This is a genomic window from Allorhizobium sp. Av2 (assembly GCF_021462805.2).
In the GTDB taxonomy this organism is placed as follows: domain Bacteria; phylum Pseudomonadota; class Alphaproteobacteria; order Rhizobiales; family Rhizobiaceae; genus Allorhizobium; species Allorhizobium vitis_G.
In genome coordinates, this window is the sequence record NZ_CP192697.1 from 844489 (window position 1) to 859808 (window position 15320).

Here is a 15320-nt window from a genome sequence, read left to right on the forward strand (position 1 = left end):
AAGCCCCAGCAGGCTTTGGGCGGCGATATTTTACAGCACCGTCATCAGCACTTCGGAGCGGGCCGCCAGAATGGCGTGGCAGGCCGAGGCTGCTTCTTTGCCCTTGAGGACGAAATGCTCACGGAAGAAGGCGATATGCGCTTCGCTTTCCTGGAAGTTATGGGGTGTCAGTACCGCCGAAAGCACCGGCACCTCGGTATCGAGCTGCACGCGCATCATGCCGTCCAGGACGGTGGCGGCCACGAAATCATGGCGGTAAATGCCGCCATCCACCACCAGCGCACAGCCGAGGATGGCGCGATATTTTCCGGTTTTGGCAAGCGTCTGGGCGTGAAGCGGAATTTCCAATGCGCCGGGAACATCGACAATGTCGATCTCGGCTGCGGTCCCGCCAAGCTCCTGCCATTCGGCGACGAAGGCGTTTACGCATTGATCAACGATCCCGGCATGCCAGCGGGCGCGAATGACGGCAATGCGGTTTGGTTCAAGTCTTGCTGCGATAGTCATGTCTCTGCCTTTCAAGGGTCAGCCAAACGGAGTTGGCTGGAACACCGCACGGAGGCGGCAAATTTTCCCTTGGGCGAACAGCAGTATACACCCGTTGCGGAGACGGAGCTCCGCTTAGGTCTTTCTGCATGCTCTCTTCCATCCGGACTATACCGTCGGCTCCGGCATCGCACCGGATCTGCTGACCTCCCAGGTTGCCCTGAAAGCGCTCGCGGGCTCCGGGCAAGCCCGATACCGCCGGTGGGGAATTTCACCCCGCCCTGAGAACAGTTATAACATAGAATTGAAGTTGCAGAAATTGCAAGGCCGTTTTTCTCATTATTCGGTAGGCTAGCGTCTGTCGTCTGCGGTTTCTTCCAATATCCAGTCTCGAAAGGCCTGCAAAGGCGGGTGTGAACCGCGTTCATTCGGCCAAACAAGATAATAGGCCTCCGTGCTTTGCATCGGCCTATCAATAGCCTTGACCAGGCGACCGGAGGCCATTTCCTCTTCGATCAGGAATTCAGGCAGCAGCGCGACACCAAGCCCTGCCATGGCGGCTTGAGCGGCTGTTGCGAACTGGTCGAACAACATGCCGCGCACCTGGTCGGATTGCACGTCATTGCTGGCCAGCCAGCGTTCCCAGGCATCGGGGCGGGTGGTGAGATGGAGAAGAGGGGCCTGGCGCAGATCCAGTGGGGTCTGAAACCGGTAGGTGTCGCGCAGCTCAGGGCTACAGGCTGGAATGACGGTTTCAGAGCGCAGCAGCGACATTTCCGCGCCCTGCCAATCGGCCAGACCGAAGTGGATGGCAGCATCGACCGGCTCCAGTCGAAAATCGAAATAGGAAAGCTTGGTGACGAGATTGATGGTGATGCCGGGGTGGCGGCTGAGAAATCCCGGCAGGCGCGGGGCCAACCATCGGGTGCCGAAGGTTGGCAGAATGGCGAGATTGAGCGTCCCTCCGAACGGATTGGCCTTCAGAGTCAGCGATGCGGTGCTGATGATCCGTAGCGCATCGCGGATTTCACGGGCATAGATATTGCCGCCTGCCGTCAGCCGGATCGTCTGGCGTTCGCGGTGAAACAGCTCGACGCCAAGCTGCTCTTCCAGCGCCTTGATCTGCCGGCTGACCGCGCTTTGCGTCAGGCTCAATTCCCGCGCTGCCGCCGTGACGCTGCCGGTGCGGGCTGCGGCCTCAAAAGCCGAAAGAAGATGCAGGGAGGGCAGGAAACGACGGGGACTTTGCATGGAGGCTCCGGGCATAGATCGGACTGGCGAGAAGGGCGACATGGTTTTCTATAGGCGGTCTTTTGCCTGAGGTCATTCCATTTGGGAAAGAACTCTTGCAGAAACATCGATAATTGCGCACTGGCGGACTGGTTCAGCACTTGCTAGTGTTTTGGCAGAATAATTGCTGCCGTTTTGCCCGGCTTCCGGTTCGGTTGCGATATAAGGGAACTGTCATGCAGGGGAATCCAAGATCGCACGGGCTATGGGAGCGAACCGCGCCATCGCCGCCGTCCACATCGGTGCTCACTGAACACCTGATTGCCGATGTCGTCGTGGTCGGCGGCGGCTATACCGGCCTGTCAGCCGCCTTGCATCTGGCCGAGGCCGGGGTTTCCGTTGTGTTGCTGGAAGCGGTTGAGATCGGCTTTGGCGGCGCGGGCCGCAATGTCGGGCTGATCAATGGCGGCATGTGGGTGATGCCGGACGACGTGCCCAAGGTGCTTGGCCCTGTGCATGGAGAGCGGGCGCTGAAGCAATTGGGCGAAGCGCCGCTGTTGGTGCGCGAGACAATCGAAAAACACGGCATCGCCTGCGAGTTGGAAACCAATGGCACGCTGCATCTGGCCGTCGGCAGCACCGGGCTGGAGGAGTTGCAGAACCGTCACCGGCAATGGGTGGCGCGCGGTGCGCCGGTCGAGCTTCTATCTGCCGAGGAGACGGCATTTCGCGTCGGAAGCACTGCCTATGCCGGTTCGCTGTTTGATCCCCGGGCCGGAACGTTGCAACCGCTTGCCTATGCGCGAGGGCTTGCTGCTGCGGCCATTCGCGCCGGTGTGCGGATTTTCACCGGCAGCCCGGTGGTGGAAACCGAGCGGGAAGGCGAAAGCTGGGTGGTGAAGACTGCCTCCGGCCACGTCTCCTGCCGCTGGATTATCGTGTCCACCGATGCCTATTCCACCGGTCCCTGGAAAAGCGTGCGGGAAGAGCAGATGCATCTTCCCTATTTCAACTTTGCCACTGTGCCGCTTGGCGAAAATTTGCGCCGCTCCTTGTTGGCGAACCGCGAGGGCTGTTGGGATACCAGGGAAATCCTCTCATCCTTCCGCATGGATCAGGCCGGTCGGCTGGTATTCGGCAGTGTCGGGGCGTTGCGCCATGGCGGGGCGGCAGTCCACCGAGCCTGGGCCAAGCGCAGCCTGAAGCGGCTGTTTCCGCAATTGGGTGATGTCGAGTTTGAGACGGAATGGTATGGCAAGATCGGCATGACAAGTGATGCCGTGCCGCGCTTCCACCGCTTTGCCAAGCGGGTTGTCGGCTTTAGCGGCTATAATGGTCGTGGCATTGCGCCCGGCACGTCTTTCGGGCGGACATTGGCGCAATTGGTTCTGGGCGAGATCGGCGAGGCGGATCTGCCCTTGCCGCTATCCGAGCCGGAAACCATTGCGTTGCGCACCGTAAAGGAAATTTACTACGAAGCGGGCGCGCAAATCGCTCATCTGGCGGATAGCCGGTTCTGATCCGCATCAATACCATTCACATGCAAACGACGTTTCAAGGAAAGATCATATCGATGTCGAAACTCAACCTGCCTGCCGATGTATCGCGCATTCTTGCAAATCTCGGTGTTTCCGCCGGGACTTTGTCGGGCGGTTCGCTGGCGGTCACATCGCCTGTGGATGGCAGCACGCTTGCCACGCTTGCAACAGTGTCCAGCGATGAGGCAAGCAAGGCCATCGACAATGCGCATGCCGCTTTCCTTCAATGGCGCCTGGTGCCGGCCCCCAAGCGCGGCGAATTGGTGCGCTTGCTGGGCGAGGAATTACGGGCTCATAAGGACGATCTCGGTCGTCTCGTGTCCATCGAGGTTGGTAAGGTCACCTCCGAAGGGCTTGGCGAAGTGCAGGAAATGATCGACATTTGCGATTTCGCGGTCGGCCTGTCGCGTCAGCTTTACGGCCTGACCATTGCCACCGAACGCAGCGAACACCGGATGATGGAAACCTGGCATCCCCTCGGCGTCACCGGCATTATCTCGGCCTTCAATTTCCCGGTTGCCGTCTGGTGCTGGAATGCGGCGCTGGCCCTGGTCTGCGGCAATTCGACTGTCTGGAAGCCATCGGAAAAGACGCCGATTACCGCCCTTGCCACTCAGGCGATTTTCGAAAAAGCCGTCCGCCGTTATGTGGCCGCTGGCGGCAGCCCACCGGACGGGCTTTCGACCGTGCTGATCGGTGAACGCGCCATTGGCGAAGTGCTGGTTGATCATCCGAAAGTGCCACTGGTTTCGGCAACCGGTTCGACAGCCATGGGCCGGGCGGTCGGTCCGCGTCTGGCGGCTCGATTTGCCCGGTCAATCCTGGAACTGGGTGGCAATAACGCCGCAATCGTCGGCCCAACTGCCGATCTCGACCTGACCCTGCGCGGCGTCGCCTTTGCCGCCATGGGTACGGCTGGCCAGCGCTGCACGACGCTTCGCCGCCTGTTCGTGCATGACAGCGTGTATGACACGCTGGTTCCCCGGCTGATCAAGGCCTATGGCTCCGTCACCATCGGCAATCCGCTGGAGACCGGCACGCTGGTTGGACCGTTGATTGATGGCCGCGCCTATGAGGCGATGCAAACCGCGCTGACTGCGGCAAAGGCGGCTGGCGGCGTGGTGCATGGCGGCATGCGGGTACGCGAAGAAGAGGCAGCTTCGGCCTATTACGTGCGCCCCGCCCTGGTGGAAATGCCCTCCCAGACCGGGCCTGTGAAGGATGAAACCTTTGCGCCGATCCTCTATGTGATCCGCTACAACGATTTTGATGCCGCATTGGCGCTGAATAACGACGTGCCGCAGGGCCTGTCCTCGTCGATCTTCACCAATGATCTGCGCGAAGCTGAAGCCTTCCTGTCGGACCGTGGCTCCGATTGCGGCATTGCCAATGTCAATATCGGCCCATCCGGTGCTGAAATCGGCGGCGCGTTCGGAGGCGAGAAGGAAACCGGTGGCGGGCGCGAATCCGGCTCGGATGCCTGGAAAGCCTATATGCGCCGCGCCACCAATACGGTGAATTTTGGACGCTCGTTGCCCTTGGCCCAGGGCGTGAAATTCGACGTCGAATAATCAGTCGTTACCATACTCCCGGCGATAACCGGGAGTATGGTTGAGCCCGTTATTCCTGAACAGGCTGGATTTGTTGCAGCCAGAGATAATAGGCCGAGTGGTCGAGATCTGCGCCGCCTTTGTTCTGCACCAGGTCTGTGAAGCCCGCCCGCACCGTTTCAGAGAGTGGCAAGGTCAGGGCGTGCTCGGCAGCGACCGAAAGCGCATTGTTTAAGTCTTTCAACTGCGCGGCGGAACGTCCACCCGGTGTGAAATTGCCGGTCACCATCCGCTCGCCATGCAGATCGAGAATCCGGCTATCGGCAAAGCCGCCCTGCAATGCACCGCGCAGCGTTGCCGGATCGCATCCCGCCGATTGTGCCAGCCGAAAGGCTTCCGCGACCGCGCCGATGGTGACGGCGACGATCAACTGATTGGCGAGTTTCGCCGTCTGGCCGGTGCCGACCGGCCCCATCAGCGTCGGGCGGCCCAGTTTTTCGAAAACCGGCACGGCTGCCGCGAAATCCTCCGGCGCGCCGCCAACGAAAATCGACAGCGTTTTTGCCTTGGCGCCAGCCACGCCGCCGGAGACGGGGGCATCGAGGAAACGCTTGCCCATTTGCTGAGCCAGCGCCGCAAGATCTCGGTCGCAGGCCGGTTCTACCGATCCCATGTCGATAATCAGCGCGCCATCGCCTGCCGCAGCCATTGCACCGCTATCCTCCAGTGTGGCGCGGGTGGCCGGACCATCGAGCAGCATGGAAATCACCACATCCGCACCTTTGGCTGCCTCTGCCGGGCTGGCGGCAATGCGGGCCACGTCGGACAAGGCTTGCGCCTTTTGTATGGAGCGATTCCAGACGGTGACCTCGAAATCCGCAGCCAGATGACGGGCCATTGGCTCTCCCATCAAGCCAGTGCCGAGAAAGGCGATCCGCATCATGACAGGTCCGCTCCGATGGCGGCAAGGGCTGCGCGCGCCACGTCTTCGTCCTGCTCACCCGAGCCGGAGCCAATGCCGATCCCACCAAGCAACATGCCGTTGACTTTAATGGGCAAGCCGCCCCTCAACCCCGTCGCTTCGCCTTGAGTTGCTGCGGCCAGCAACAATTTGGCGTGGTCGGGAACGCTATGGCTGGGCGCGGCAAGCGAGGCTGCGGTCCGTGCCTTTGCCCTCGCGCTTTTTAGGGAAAGATAGCGCGAGCCGCGCATGCGAAACGAAGCCAGTTCTACGCCGCTGTGATCGACAATGATAATGCATTGCGGCTGGCCCATCGCCGTCGCGGCATCGATTGCGGCGCGCAAAAGCGTGGCGACGCCTTCGTCGCTCAAGGCGCTTGAGGGTATCGTAAAGCTCATGGCATGCTCTCCCTTGGCAGTTTCTACCGGTCATGTTATCGATACCATATTCGAACCGGTCCAGCTTGGCGAGTAGGAATGGGTGTTTCACCGATCACTGTCAGTTTGATTTTTCGAACCCGAATACCAAGTCCAGACTATCAAGTGTTGGGAGGCGCTCCGTCATGTCGTTCTTTGAGATCTCCGATCCCGCCTTTGGCCGGTTTGTGATGGGCAATGCCCCGGTCAAGCAATTGGCAACCGGTTTCGATTGGGTGGAAGGACCTGTCTGGTTTGGCGACCTGGATTGCCTGCTGTTTTCCGACATCCCCAACAATCGTATCCTGCGCTGGACGCCGGATGGCAGTCTCACCACCTTTCGTGCACCCTCCAATTTTGCCAATGGCCATACCCGCGACAGGCAAGGGCGCTTGGTCAGTTGTGAGCACGGCACGCGGCGTGTGACCCGCACTGAGTATGACGGCACGATCACAGTGATTGCCGATAGCTTTGAGGGTAAGCGGCTCAATTCACCCAACGATGTAATTGTGGCTTCCGATGGGGCGATCTGGTTCAGCGATCCGCATTACGGTATCGCCACCGATTATGAAGGCACGAAAAGCGAGCAGGAATTGCCCTGCAATGTCTACCGTGTCGATCCATCCGGGGCGATTTCTGCCGTGTTGACCGATTTCAACTGCCCAAACGGATTGGCCTTCAGCCCGGATGAAAAACGGCTTTACGTGGCCGATACCGGTCGTATGCATAGCCAAGATCCGCAGCATATCCGCGTGTTCGATGTCGATGACGGATGGAAGCTAACCGGCGGCGACGTGTTTCATGTGATCGACAAGGGCTGTGCCGACGGGATGCGGCTCGATAGCGACGGCTATCTCTGGTCCTCGGCTGCCGATGGTGTCCACTGTATCGCCCCGGACGGTCATTTGATGGGCAAGATCCTGGTGCCGGAAACGGTCTCCAATCTTTGCTTCGGCGGGCGTGGCAAGCATCGATTGTTCATAACCGCAACAACCAGTCTCTATGCAATTTCCCTGAACCGGAACGGTGCAGCCTGACAGGATCTGTCACGCAAAGGTCAGGCTGACCATTTGCTTTTCACGCCAAGGCTTTCTATTGCCGCAATAGCCATAGCGATCCCGTCTTCTGCCCGCATACGTTGACCAAGGTCTGCTGCGTGACGACGCATATCGTCACCGTCGGCAGAGATAATTGCCGAGGCTAAGGCATCTGAGGTCAAGGCAGCACGGTCCAGTGCTGGCGGAGCAACGCCGAGTTTTTCAAGGCGACTGCCCCAAAATGGCTGATCGCCAAAGAATGGCACAACCACCGAGGCAATGCCAGCACGTGCCGCAGCGGTCGTCGTGCCAGCGCCGCCGTGGTGAACCGCCAGCGCCATTCTCGGAAATAGCCAGTCATGCGGCGCTCGGTCAATCCGGAAGATATTGCCCCCAGCCTCGCTGTCCGCGCCATTGAGACCGCCCCAACCACTGGCAAGCACAATGCGTTTGCCCGTCTTGCGTACCGCTTGCAACACAATATCGGTGAAGCGTCCTCCATCCGGCCCAACCATGCTGCCGAAGCCGACATAGACGGGTGGTGGCCCGCCTTTTAGAAAATTTGTCAAATCATCCGGTGCGACCCATGTCGAACCTTCCTGCAACTGCCAGGGGCCGGTGACCCGGACATTGGAGGGGAGCGAGGCAGGCGGCTCGACCAGCGTTGGACTATAGGCAAACAGCCGAAGATGCGAACGGGGCTTATAGGTATAGGGGCCGCGCCAGGGATAAGGCGGCAGCCGCAGGGCCGGACGCACCACCTCATTATAGGCGGGGCGCAAAATATGCCAGATCAGCATTTGAGTGGCATGACCGAGAGCCACATTGATTGGCCCCGGCAAGCTCCTCGCCCAATCTGGCAGCGGCAGAAGCGGTGGTTGCCGCGACGGCAGGGTGGGGACCAATTGCGTTTCCGCGACAGGCAGGCCCAGATATTCGCCAAGGGCTGCGGCAAGATGGAAAACCATACCATTGCCAATCAGCAGATCGGCACCCTCCGTTGCCCTAAGGCCTTGGGCCGGCCAACTGGCGGCCATGGTTTTCAGTTTCCGCCGTGCTGCTTTGGCAATAGCAAGCGGTGAAAGGCCCTGGGACATTGCCGTCCGGTCGGTGCGCATCCAATCGAGGAAATCGCCACGCAAGGGGGCGAATTCCAAGCCGTGATTGGTGACGAGATCAGCGCATTGCGGATCGGTGGCAATTCTGACCTTGTGACCGACTTGTTTCAGCCCAACGCCAAGAGCAACCAGCGGCCGCACATCGCCTTCGGTGCCAATCGTGAATATGACGATCTGCATGGTTTACTCATTCACCAGATAATGATGCCTGACATTGGCACCCGACATTGGACATATTCTAAAGCGTCTATTGGGCTAAAGCGGCTATTGGGCACGTCACTCAATGCCCCATGCAATTTCTGCCATGCAACTTTCGAATTGCAATGTGCCAACGCTAGCGATTTGGCACTGCAACACGTCAGTAGTTCAGCCGCACTCCCCCTATCAAGCATAAGAGGACTTTAGTCAGCAACGATGACATCAGGCTCGGCTGGGCATGGCCATTGTTGCTTTGCGGCCGTCGCCCGACTGAAAACGGTCGGTCTGGATCAATCCAAGCATGATTGCCTTGACGACGGCCTGGGTACGGTTGACGGCTTCCAGCTTACGCTTGACCGACTCCATGTAAAATTCAACCGATTTTTCGGAAATGCCGAGGATTTTGGCAATTTCCCATGATGACTTGCCTTTGGAAACCCAGATCACGGTTTCCTTTTCCCGTGCCGATAGGAAAGACCGACGGCGGCGATAGCTGCCGATCAGATGCTCTTCCATGACCACCGGCAGCGCACAGGAGTGAAAGAATTGCGAGATAATGTGAATAAGATGCGCTTCCGGCAGGCTGTCCTGGAATTTCTCGTCAGGGATAACAGTCATGATCGCCAGTTCGCCATGGCGGGACATGAGAGGCACGGTCAGCCCGTTGGCGATGCCACGTTTTGCAGCATCTTCGATCACGCAACGCTCTTCTTCCGTCAGCTTATCGCGATCGATGGCATCATTCCACTTGAACGGGGTCTTGCGAGAGAGAGACATCCCAACGATGGGATCGCAATAGACATACCGTTCCGACGCGTATCGCTCCACCCATTCCTCTGGATAGTTGTTGATGCCGAACGTATGGCGTGTCTCATTTGTGGCATTCAGCACAGGGGTTTGAAGGATATGATATGAAAAATACTTGTAACCCAGTGACTTTATACTGGATTCCATAACTGCTTTCATCTCCGCAGCAGAGGCGGCGGCATTGAGGCGCATAATAAAGCGATCGAGAGGATCTACGGACTTATGTTTGATGTCATGCATGAAATAAAACTCCAAATCGTCACTTCGTGAAATTTCTGAGGCCGGGCATTCGGGGCCGGAAACTGGGAGGACTGGACTGCCCGCAAATATAAAATTCAGAAAATGCTGTTTTAATATTGGAAAATAAATGTATCTATTGGTGGCACTTGAAAATGTGTTGTATTATGCGTCATGTTGCAGTGTAGCATTTACAAGCAAGGGGTCAATGTCAATTTGAAATTGAAACGGGTCAATTTCAATGGAAATAAAATCTGAACATTGACGCCTGCCACGCCCGTATAGTGCGTTTACGATTGGTGATTGCCCCAGATCAGGTCAGTTTTACGCGCACAAATTTCGTGTTTGTGGTCTGTTGTGGCACGAGTCCTGCTGTGACTCTAGGCGTTTTTAGGGGTGAATTCGCTTGTTGCAATGCAAAATCATCCAGGAAATATAATGTATTACAGCATCCTCTGTGCGGTTTATAAAACGTGCGGCTCTATCAGAGGTCGCCATAAATGCCTGCCACCAATTCCGGCGCCAGCCTTGCCGCGTTCGGCTTGCGAATATGCTCAGGCATTTGACCGCCTTGAGCATATTCACCGCCGCCGTCGGCAGAGTTTGCCCTGCCGACTCTCGTGAGGACTTTGGCTTATGCCGTTGTTTCCAGCGCCAGCAGGTCATCCAGCGTCTGGCGCCTGCGAATCAGCCGGTGGTTATCGCCTTCGATCAGCACCTCTGGAGCATAGAGCCTGCTATTATAGTTAGATGACATCGACGCGCCATAGGCGCCGGTGTCGTGAAAGACCATGTAGTCGCCCGGTTGCGCCTGCGGCAGGTCGCGCTTTTCGATCGTACCGAATTCGCCCTGGGTGAAGACATCGCCGGATTCGCAAAGCGGTCCTGCCACCACTGTCGACACCGGCACGTCGCTGCGCGGGGCGCTATTGTTCGGGGCGGGCAAGACGGAGATGCCGTGATAGCTGCCATACATTGCCGGGCGGGCCAGATCGCTGAATCCGGCATCGACAAGGACGAAATGATTACTGCCCATGGTTTTGGTGGCGCGGACCTCGGCCAGCAGCAGGCCTGAATCCGCCGTCAGGAACCGGCCCGGCTCGATTTCGAGTCTCACCTTGTGGCGCAGATATTCCTCGATCTGTTTGCGGGCGCTATCCCAAAGCGCGAAATAATGGACGGTATCAATTTCTTCCTCGCCGTCCTTATAGGGGATGGATAGTCCTCCACCCGCTGAAATCGCCTCGATATCGGCGCCAAGCTCACAGCAGAATGTCACCATGGCTCCGCAGACCCGTTGCAGATGCCGGTAATCGACACCGGAGCCGATATGCATATGCAGGCCGACCAGCGTCAGCGAGTAGCGCTGCACGGCGGCCAGCGCTTCGCGCAATTGCTCGAACCAGATGCCATGCTTGCTGTTTTCGCCGCCGGTATTGGTCTTGTTGCTATGGCCGTGGCCGAAACCGGGATTGATGCGCAGCCAGACGCGATGCCCCGGAGAGCGTGCGCCAAGTTGGTGCAGCATATCGATGGAGCCTGCATTGACCTCGATTTTGTCAGTGACAACCCGATCCAGTGTGCTGCGATCGAAGACATCGGCGGTAAAGACGATATCGGCAACACCGGAGGCCTGACCAGCGCCATAGCCCGCCCGTCTGGCCCGCTCGATTTCACCTAGCGTCACGGCATCGACGACCACCCCGGCTTCACGCATCTGCCGCAGGATATGGGTGTTGGAGCAAGCCTTTTGGGCAAAGCGAATGACATCGAAGGATGACAATTGCGCGATACGGGCGCGGATCGTGTCTGCGTCATAGACCCAGACCGGCGTTCCGTAGGTTTGCGCAAGCGTGGTGAGTGTGTCGTTTGAAAGGCGTGTCATGGTGTATGGATCGATCCGGGTTCAAAAATCGGGCGGCACATTTGAGCGCGACATGGGGCGCCTATGCGGATAAAGGCAGGCTAACGATGGCGCGCGCGTGACATATGGCAAAAATACCGGCGAAGCGCTACAGGCGCCCCGCCGGTCTTTAGGCAGTTTTATTCAATTCAGCGAGCAAGGGGAAACGGCTTTTACCGTGCGGCTTGCGCGAGCGCCTGTTCCAGATCAGCGATGATCGCCTTTGCCTCATGCAGTCCGACATTGAGGCGAATGGTCCGGTCGCTGACGCCGAAGCGGGCAAAGACATTGGTTTCCGGCGAAATGCTGAGCGCCGCCTTGGCAGGCACCACAAGGCTTTCCGGCCCGCCCCAGCTGACCCCGATCCGCACCAGTTGCAAGGCATCGACAAACGCCGCGACATCGATGTCATCGGTGACTTCGAAGGAAAACAATCCGCCAAAGCCCGTCAATGTGTTGCGGCCCGGATGATCGCTGAAGACTGGGTGCATGACCCGTCCTACGGCTTGGCTGGCCTTCAACCAATGGGCGACCTCGAGACCCGCTTCATGGTGGTGGCGCATGCGGAAAGGCAGCGTTTCCAGATTGCGCAGCACCAACCAGGCCTCGAAGGGCGAAAGCTTTGCGCCGGTATAGGGAAAGATTTCGCCGTTGATCCGGGCGATATGCTGCTTCGATCCGGTCACGAGACCGGCAACCGTATCGCTCTGGCCGCCCAGATATTTCGAGGCGGCATGGATGACGAGATCAATGCCTGCGGCAATCGGCTTTTGATAGAGCGGTGTTGCCCAGGAATTATCGACAATGGTCAACACACCATGTTGGCGCGCCGCAGCGCCAACCGCGACCAGATCCTGAAGCTCGAACACCATCGAGGTCGGGCTTTCGAAATAGGCGAGTTTGGCCCCCGGCAGGGAGGCAATCAGGCGTTCGGTATCCGTGCCGTCGATATAATCGACGAGAACGCCGAAGCGCTTCAGCACTTTTTCGAAAAACCGGAACGCATCGCTATAGACATGGCGGACGGTGACGATCCGGTCGCCCGGATTGACGAAGGCGAGAATGGTCGCTGCAATCGCACCCATGCCGCTGGAAAAGGCCCGCGCAGCCTCTGCGCCTTCCATCTCGGCGATCCGACCCTCAAGAATCTGGACGGTTGGGTTGTCGCCGCGTGAATAGATCGGCTTGTGGGAGCGCCCGGCAAACACATCTTCCAACTCGGCATAGCTATCGAACAGAAACAGGGATGTTTGATAGATCGGCGGCACGGCGGCATCGAAGGGGTCGTGACCGATAAAGCCGGTAGGGGGCGGAACCGGAATGGTTTTCGCGGCTGGGTCGAATCGTGGTGTCTCGTTCATGACAAACCTCTTGTATCGGGATGGAGCGCGGACAGGCCGGGACGTGGGCCGTCACTGGTAGGAAGGCTGGAGGGAAGTATGGTCGCCCATTCGCGGCGGGCGACGACAATGCCGAGAGCAGCTGTCAGCACCGCAGCGGCGGCAGGCGCAATCGCAACGCCGATAAAGCCGAGCCAGGCCGGTAAAAGCATAAGCAGCGGGATCAGCATGTAGCCATTCGGTGCCAGTCCCATGATGGCTGAAAGGCCAGCCCGTCCGCGCGATTGCAACATGACCAGAAGGACGGATTGGAAGGCTGCCAGCGGAAAGACCGGAAACAGCAAACGAAGACAGGCGGCGGTTTGCGCGGCAACCTCAGGGCTTGCGGTGAATAGCCGGGCGATGGGACCTGCGGCGACCAGCAGCAAGGTGGAATAGCAGAGAGCAACGGGAATGGTGACCATCAGCATGAAGCGAATGGTGGCCTTGATGCGCTGGTCATCACCCAGCCCTACGGCATGGCTGACGACGCTTTGCGCGCCGAGGCAGAAGCCGAAGACCGGCAATTGCCCGAAGGCGATCAGCCGGATAGCAATGGCAATGGCGGCAACGCCTGTTTCACCGCCGCTTTGGCTTGCCTGACGCAACAGCACCATGAAGCCGAGGCCGGTGACGATGCTGGTGGCGCAGGCCGGGATGCCGATGCTGGAGATCGGCTTCAGCAGGTGCCAGCGGATCAGGCTCAGATCAATTCGGACATTGCCCCGCTTGCGATAGAAATAAACGGCATAGGCCAGAAGGGCTGCAACCGTTGATACCATGGTGGCAATCGCCGCGCCCGCTTCCCGAAAATCGAGCAGGAAAATGAACACCGGATCGAGCGCGATGTTGAGCGCGAAACTGGCGATCAACACAGTCATCGAGAAACGGGAATTGCCCTCGGCAATGGCAATGAAATCGCAGATCGCCTGCAACATGCCGAGCGTCACGCCAAAGGCGATCAGCCGTCCATAGATCAGGCCCGAGGCGAGAAGGTCGCCTTCACCGCCCACCGCCCGCACGAAAGCGGGCAAGGCGAGGTAAATCAGCGTGGACAGCACGATGCCCATCGGCACAGCGGCAACCAGGGCGGTCACTGCCACCGAGGACGCGGCCTTCACATCGCCCTGACCGAGTGAGCGCGCCAGAAGCGTCGCAAGCCCGATGCCCAAGCCTTCCGTTGCAGCGCTAACCAGCAGGAACAGCGGCAGCACGAGGCTGACGCCTGCCAGCGCCTGCGGCCCCAATGCGCCAATGAACATGGCGTTGACGGCGTGGTGGGCGGCGCTGGCTGTTAATCCTGCCACAGCGGGTAGGGCAACAGTCATCACCAGCCGTTTGATGCGCGGATCGTTGAGATCCGCCGCCATTTTCGTCGTTGAAGACGTCATTACAGGCTGCCTCGCGCCAAGGAACCTGGAACGGTGAGGCCATCCTTATCGACCAGACCGGTCAGATCAGGCGAAAGCAGCTGGTCGGCAAAGAAACGTTCGCGCAGAAGCATGACCAGCAGGGCCTTCTTATGGGAAAACTGCACATGCTTGATCTTTGCAAAGCCGGAGCGGTCGAGATTGCGGATCTGCTGGTGATGATGGTGGATGGGTTCGCCGACGATGCGCCGTGTGCGCGGGTCCGCGAGAAACATGTAGTGCATCAGCGAGGGCAGCCAGGCGCTGACATAGGGTTTGCCGCGAAATGCATCCTCGCCGATTGCCACATGCCAGCCCCGGTCATGGCTATCAGCATCGTAATGCGGGCCGAGCCGGTCTTCCTTGGCCCAGTAAAGCTCGAAATAGCCGAAAGGCACGTTGTCGAACGTGCCGATCAGCGGCAAGGTGCGGGGGTCGGCAAGCCGGTTTTCGAGAAAGTCACGATGTTGGGAAAGCGTGCCATTGTCCTCCCAGATCGCGGCGACGCGGGGATCGTTCATCCAGCGGTGGAAATGCGGCAGATCCGCTTCTGGTGAGGCGACGTGAAAACCGAGCACCTTGTCCAGCCACGGAATGAAGCGACTATAGACCGGCCCAACCGGCTTTGGCGGGCGCATGGGATGCAAGGTGCCATTGGTCATCACGGGAATATCGGGATAGGCAGGCGGTACATGGCCGAGCCAGAGCGTCGATTGCTGGAAAAAGCCCTGGGCTTTTGCGATCCAGCCGCTCTCTGTGGGGAGCAGCATGCCGCAAGCGGCAAAGTGGGTGCCATCCACCCCTTCCGGCAGATCCACGGCAAGCGTATGTATTTCCGGGTGGCAGGTCAGAATTGCCTCAATGAGGGCACCAAGCGTGGGTTCGCCTGGGGCCTGCCAAGACAGGTTCTGGTCGGTGGAGAGTGCTTCCACGATCAGCCGGGGCGTGTCTGACCAGTTAATGCGTCCATGAGCAATGACAGCGCCGTCCCATTCGACGCGCATGTCATCTCCATTGGAAAAAACAATCAAAGATTGTAAATTATTTAAGG

General features: G+C 58.8%; 13 protein-coding genes and 1 riboswitch. Of the genes, 3 read left to right on the plus strand and 10 right to left on the minus strand.

The features are described 5' to 3' along the window. Positions 1–30 precede the first annotated feature (30 nt). Together FS819_RS21565 and FS819_RS21570 are read right to left on the minus strand one after the other, a co-directional pair. Positions 31–507, minus strand: coding sequence for a 6,7-dimethyl-8-ribityllumazine synthase (locus FS819_RS21565; RefSeq protein ID WP_156550382.1), 477 nt, complete (start codon positions 505–507; stop codon positions 31–33). Positions 508–633: 126 nt separating this feature from the next. After that, a riboswitch (FMN riboswitch) is annotated at positions 634–779 on the minus strand. Positions 780–837: 58 nt separating this feature from the next. Beyond that, a complete protein-coding gene (locus tag FS819_RS21570) occupies positions 838–1737 on the minus strand; it encodes a LysR family transcriptional regulator (RefSeq protein ID WP_071584416.1) in 900 nt (299 codons plus the stop codon). Between the two features lie 215 nt (positions 1738–1952). Here FS819_RS21570 and FS819_RS21575 point away from each other — a divergent pair, with 215 nt between their 5' ends. Then, a complete protein-coding gene (locus FS819_RS21575; protein ID WP_156550381.1) occupies positions 1953–3236 on the plus strand; it encodes an NAD(P)/FAD-dependent oxidoreductase in 1284 nt (427 codons plus the stop codon). A gap of 53 nt (positions 3237–3289) precedes the next feature. Next, positions 3290–4825, plus strand: a complete 1536-nt coding sequence (gene amaB, locus FS819_RS21580) for an L-piperidine-6-carboxylate dehydrogenase (RefSeq protein WP_156550380.1) — start codon at positions 3290–3292, stop codon at positions 4823–4825. Between the two features lie 49 nt (positions 4826–4874). On the opposite strand, the gene FS819_RS21585 is transcribed toward amaB, so the two are convergent. Together FS819_RS21585 and FS819_RS21590 are read right to left on the minus strand one after the other, a co-directional pair. Further along, positions 4875–5747: an NAD(P)-dependent oxidoreductase gene (locus FS819_RS21585; RefSeq protein ID WP_156550379.1), complete on the minus strand. Its 873-nt coding sequence runs from the start codon at positions 5745–5747 to the stop codon at positions 4875–4877. After that, positions 5744–6163 (minus strand): GlcG/HbpS family heme-binding protein, encoded by a 420-nt coding sequence (locus tag FS819_RS21590; RefSeq protein WP_156550378.1) that lies wholly within the window; start codon positions 6161–6163, stop codon positions 5744–5746. Before FS819_RS21590 ends, FS819_RS21585 begins: the two co-directional genes overlap by 4 nt. A gap of 164 nt (positions 6164–6327) precedes the next feature. Here FS819_RS21590 and FS819_RS21595 point away from each other — a divergent pair, with 164 nt between their 5' ends. Next, positions 6328–7218 (plus strand): SMP-30/gluconolactonase/LRE family protein, encoded by an 891-nt coding sequence (locus FS819_RS21595; protein WP_156550377.1) that lies wholly within the window; start codon positions 6328–6330, stop codon positions 7216–7218. 20 nt (positions 7219–7238) lie between these two features. On the opposite strand, the gene FS819_RS21600 is transcribed toward FS819_RS21595, so the two are convergent. The 6 genes from FS819_RS21600 to FS819_RS21625 all read right to left on the minus strand — a co-directional run bounded on the left by FS819_RS21600 (position 7239) and on the right by FS819_RS21625 (position 15273). Then, complete coding sequence (locus FS819_RS21600) at positions 7239–8516, minus strand: glycosyltransferase (RefSeq protein ID WP_156550376.1); 1278 nt, start codon at positions 8514–8516, stop codon at positions 7239–7241. 240 nt (positions 8517–8756) lie between these two features. Then, positions 8757–9488 (minus strand): helix-turn-helix transcriptional regulator, encoded by a 732-nt coding sequence (locus FS819_RS21605; RefSeq protein WP_197434164.1) that lies wholly within the window; start codon positions 9486–9488, stop codon positions 8757–8759. Between the two features lie 724 nt (positions 9489–10212). Then, entirely contained in the window at positions 10213–11463 is a 1251-nt protein-coding gene (gene lysA, locus FS819_RS21610) for a diaminopimelate decarboxylase (protein WP_156550374.1), read from the minus strand. 191 nt (positions 11464–11654) lie between these two features. Continuing rightward, positions 11655–12842 (minus strand): PLP-dependent transferase, encoded by a 1188-nt coding sequence (locus FS819_RS21615; RefSeq protein ID WP_156550373.1) that lies wholly within the window; start codon positions 12840–12842, stop codon positions 11655–11657. Further along, on the minus strand, positions 12839–14251 hold the full coding sequence (locus tag FS819_RS21620) for an MATE family efflux transporter (protein WP_156550372.1): 1413 nt from the start codon (positions 14249–14251) through the stop codon (positions 12839–12841). Before FS819_RS21620 ends, FS819_RS21615 begins: the two co-directional genes overlap by 4 nt. Beyond that, positions 14251–15273 (minus strand): GNAT family N-acetyltransferase, encoded by a 1023-nt coding sequence (locus FS819_RS21625; protein WP_234624846.1) that lies wholly within the window; start codon positions 15271–15273, stop codon positions 14251–14253. The genes FS819_RS21620 and FS819_RS21625 overlap by 1 nt, the downstream gene beginning before the upstream one ends. Positions 15274–15320 lie beyond the last annotated feature (47 nt).

Coding starts and splice junctions, on each gene's coding strand:
- FS819_RS21565 (WP_156550382.1), bottom strand. CDS start 507: ATGACTATCGCAGCAAGACTTGAACCAAACCGCATTGCCGTCATTCGC.
- FS819_RS21570 (WP_071584416.1), bottom strand. CDS start 1,737: ATGCAAAGTCCCCGTCGTTTCCTGCCCTCCCTGCATCTTCTTTCGGCT.
- FS819_RS21575 (WP_156550381.1), top strand. CDS start 1,953: ATGCAGGGGAATCCAAGATCGCACGGGCTATGGGAGCGAACCGCGCCA.
- amaB (WP_156550380.1), top strand. CDS start 3,290: ATGTCGAAACTCAACCTGCCTGCCGATGTATCGCGCATTCTTGCAAAT.
- FS819_RS21585 (WP_156550379.1), bottom strand. CDS start 5,747: ATGATGCGGATCGCCTTTCTCGGCACTGGCTTGATGGGAGAGCCAATG.
- FS819_RS21590 (WP_156550378.1), bottom strand. CDS start 6,163: ATGAGCTTTACGATACCCTCAAGCGCCTTGAGCGACGAAGGCGTCGCC.
- FS819_RS21595 (WP_156550377.1), top strand. CDS start 6,328: ATGTCGTTCTTTGAGATCTCCGATCCCGCCTTTGGCCGGTTTGTGATG.
- FS819_RS21600 (WP_156550376.1), bottom strand. CDS start 8,516: ATGCAGATCGTCATATTCACGATTGGCACCGAAGGCGATGTGCGGCCG.
- FS819_RS21605 (WP_197434164.1), bottom strand. CDS start 9,488: ATGGAATCCAGTATAAAGTCACTGGGTTACAAGTATTTTTCATATCAT.
- lysA (WP_156550374.1), bottom strand. CDS start 11,463: ATGACACGCCTTTCAAACGACACACTCACCACGCTTGCGCAAACCTAC.
- FS819_RS21615 (WP_156550373.1), bottom strand. CDS start 12,842: ATGAACGAGACACCACGATTCGACCCAGCCGCGAAAACCATTCCGGTT.
- FS819_RS21620 (WP_156550372.1), bottom strand. CDS start 14,251: ATGACGTCTTCAACGACGAAAATGGCGGCGGATCTCAACGATCCGCGC.
- FS819_RS21625 (WP_234624846.1), bottom strand. CDS start 15,273: ATGCGCGTCGAATGGGACGGCGCTGTCATTGCTCATGGACGCATTAAC.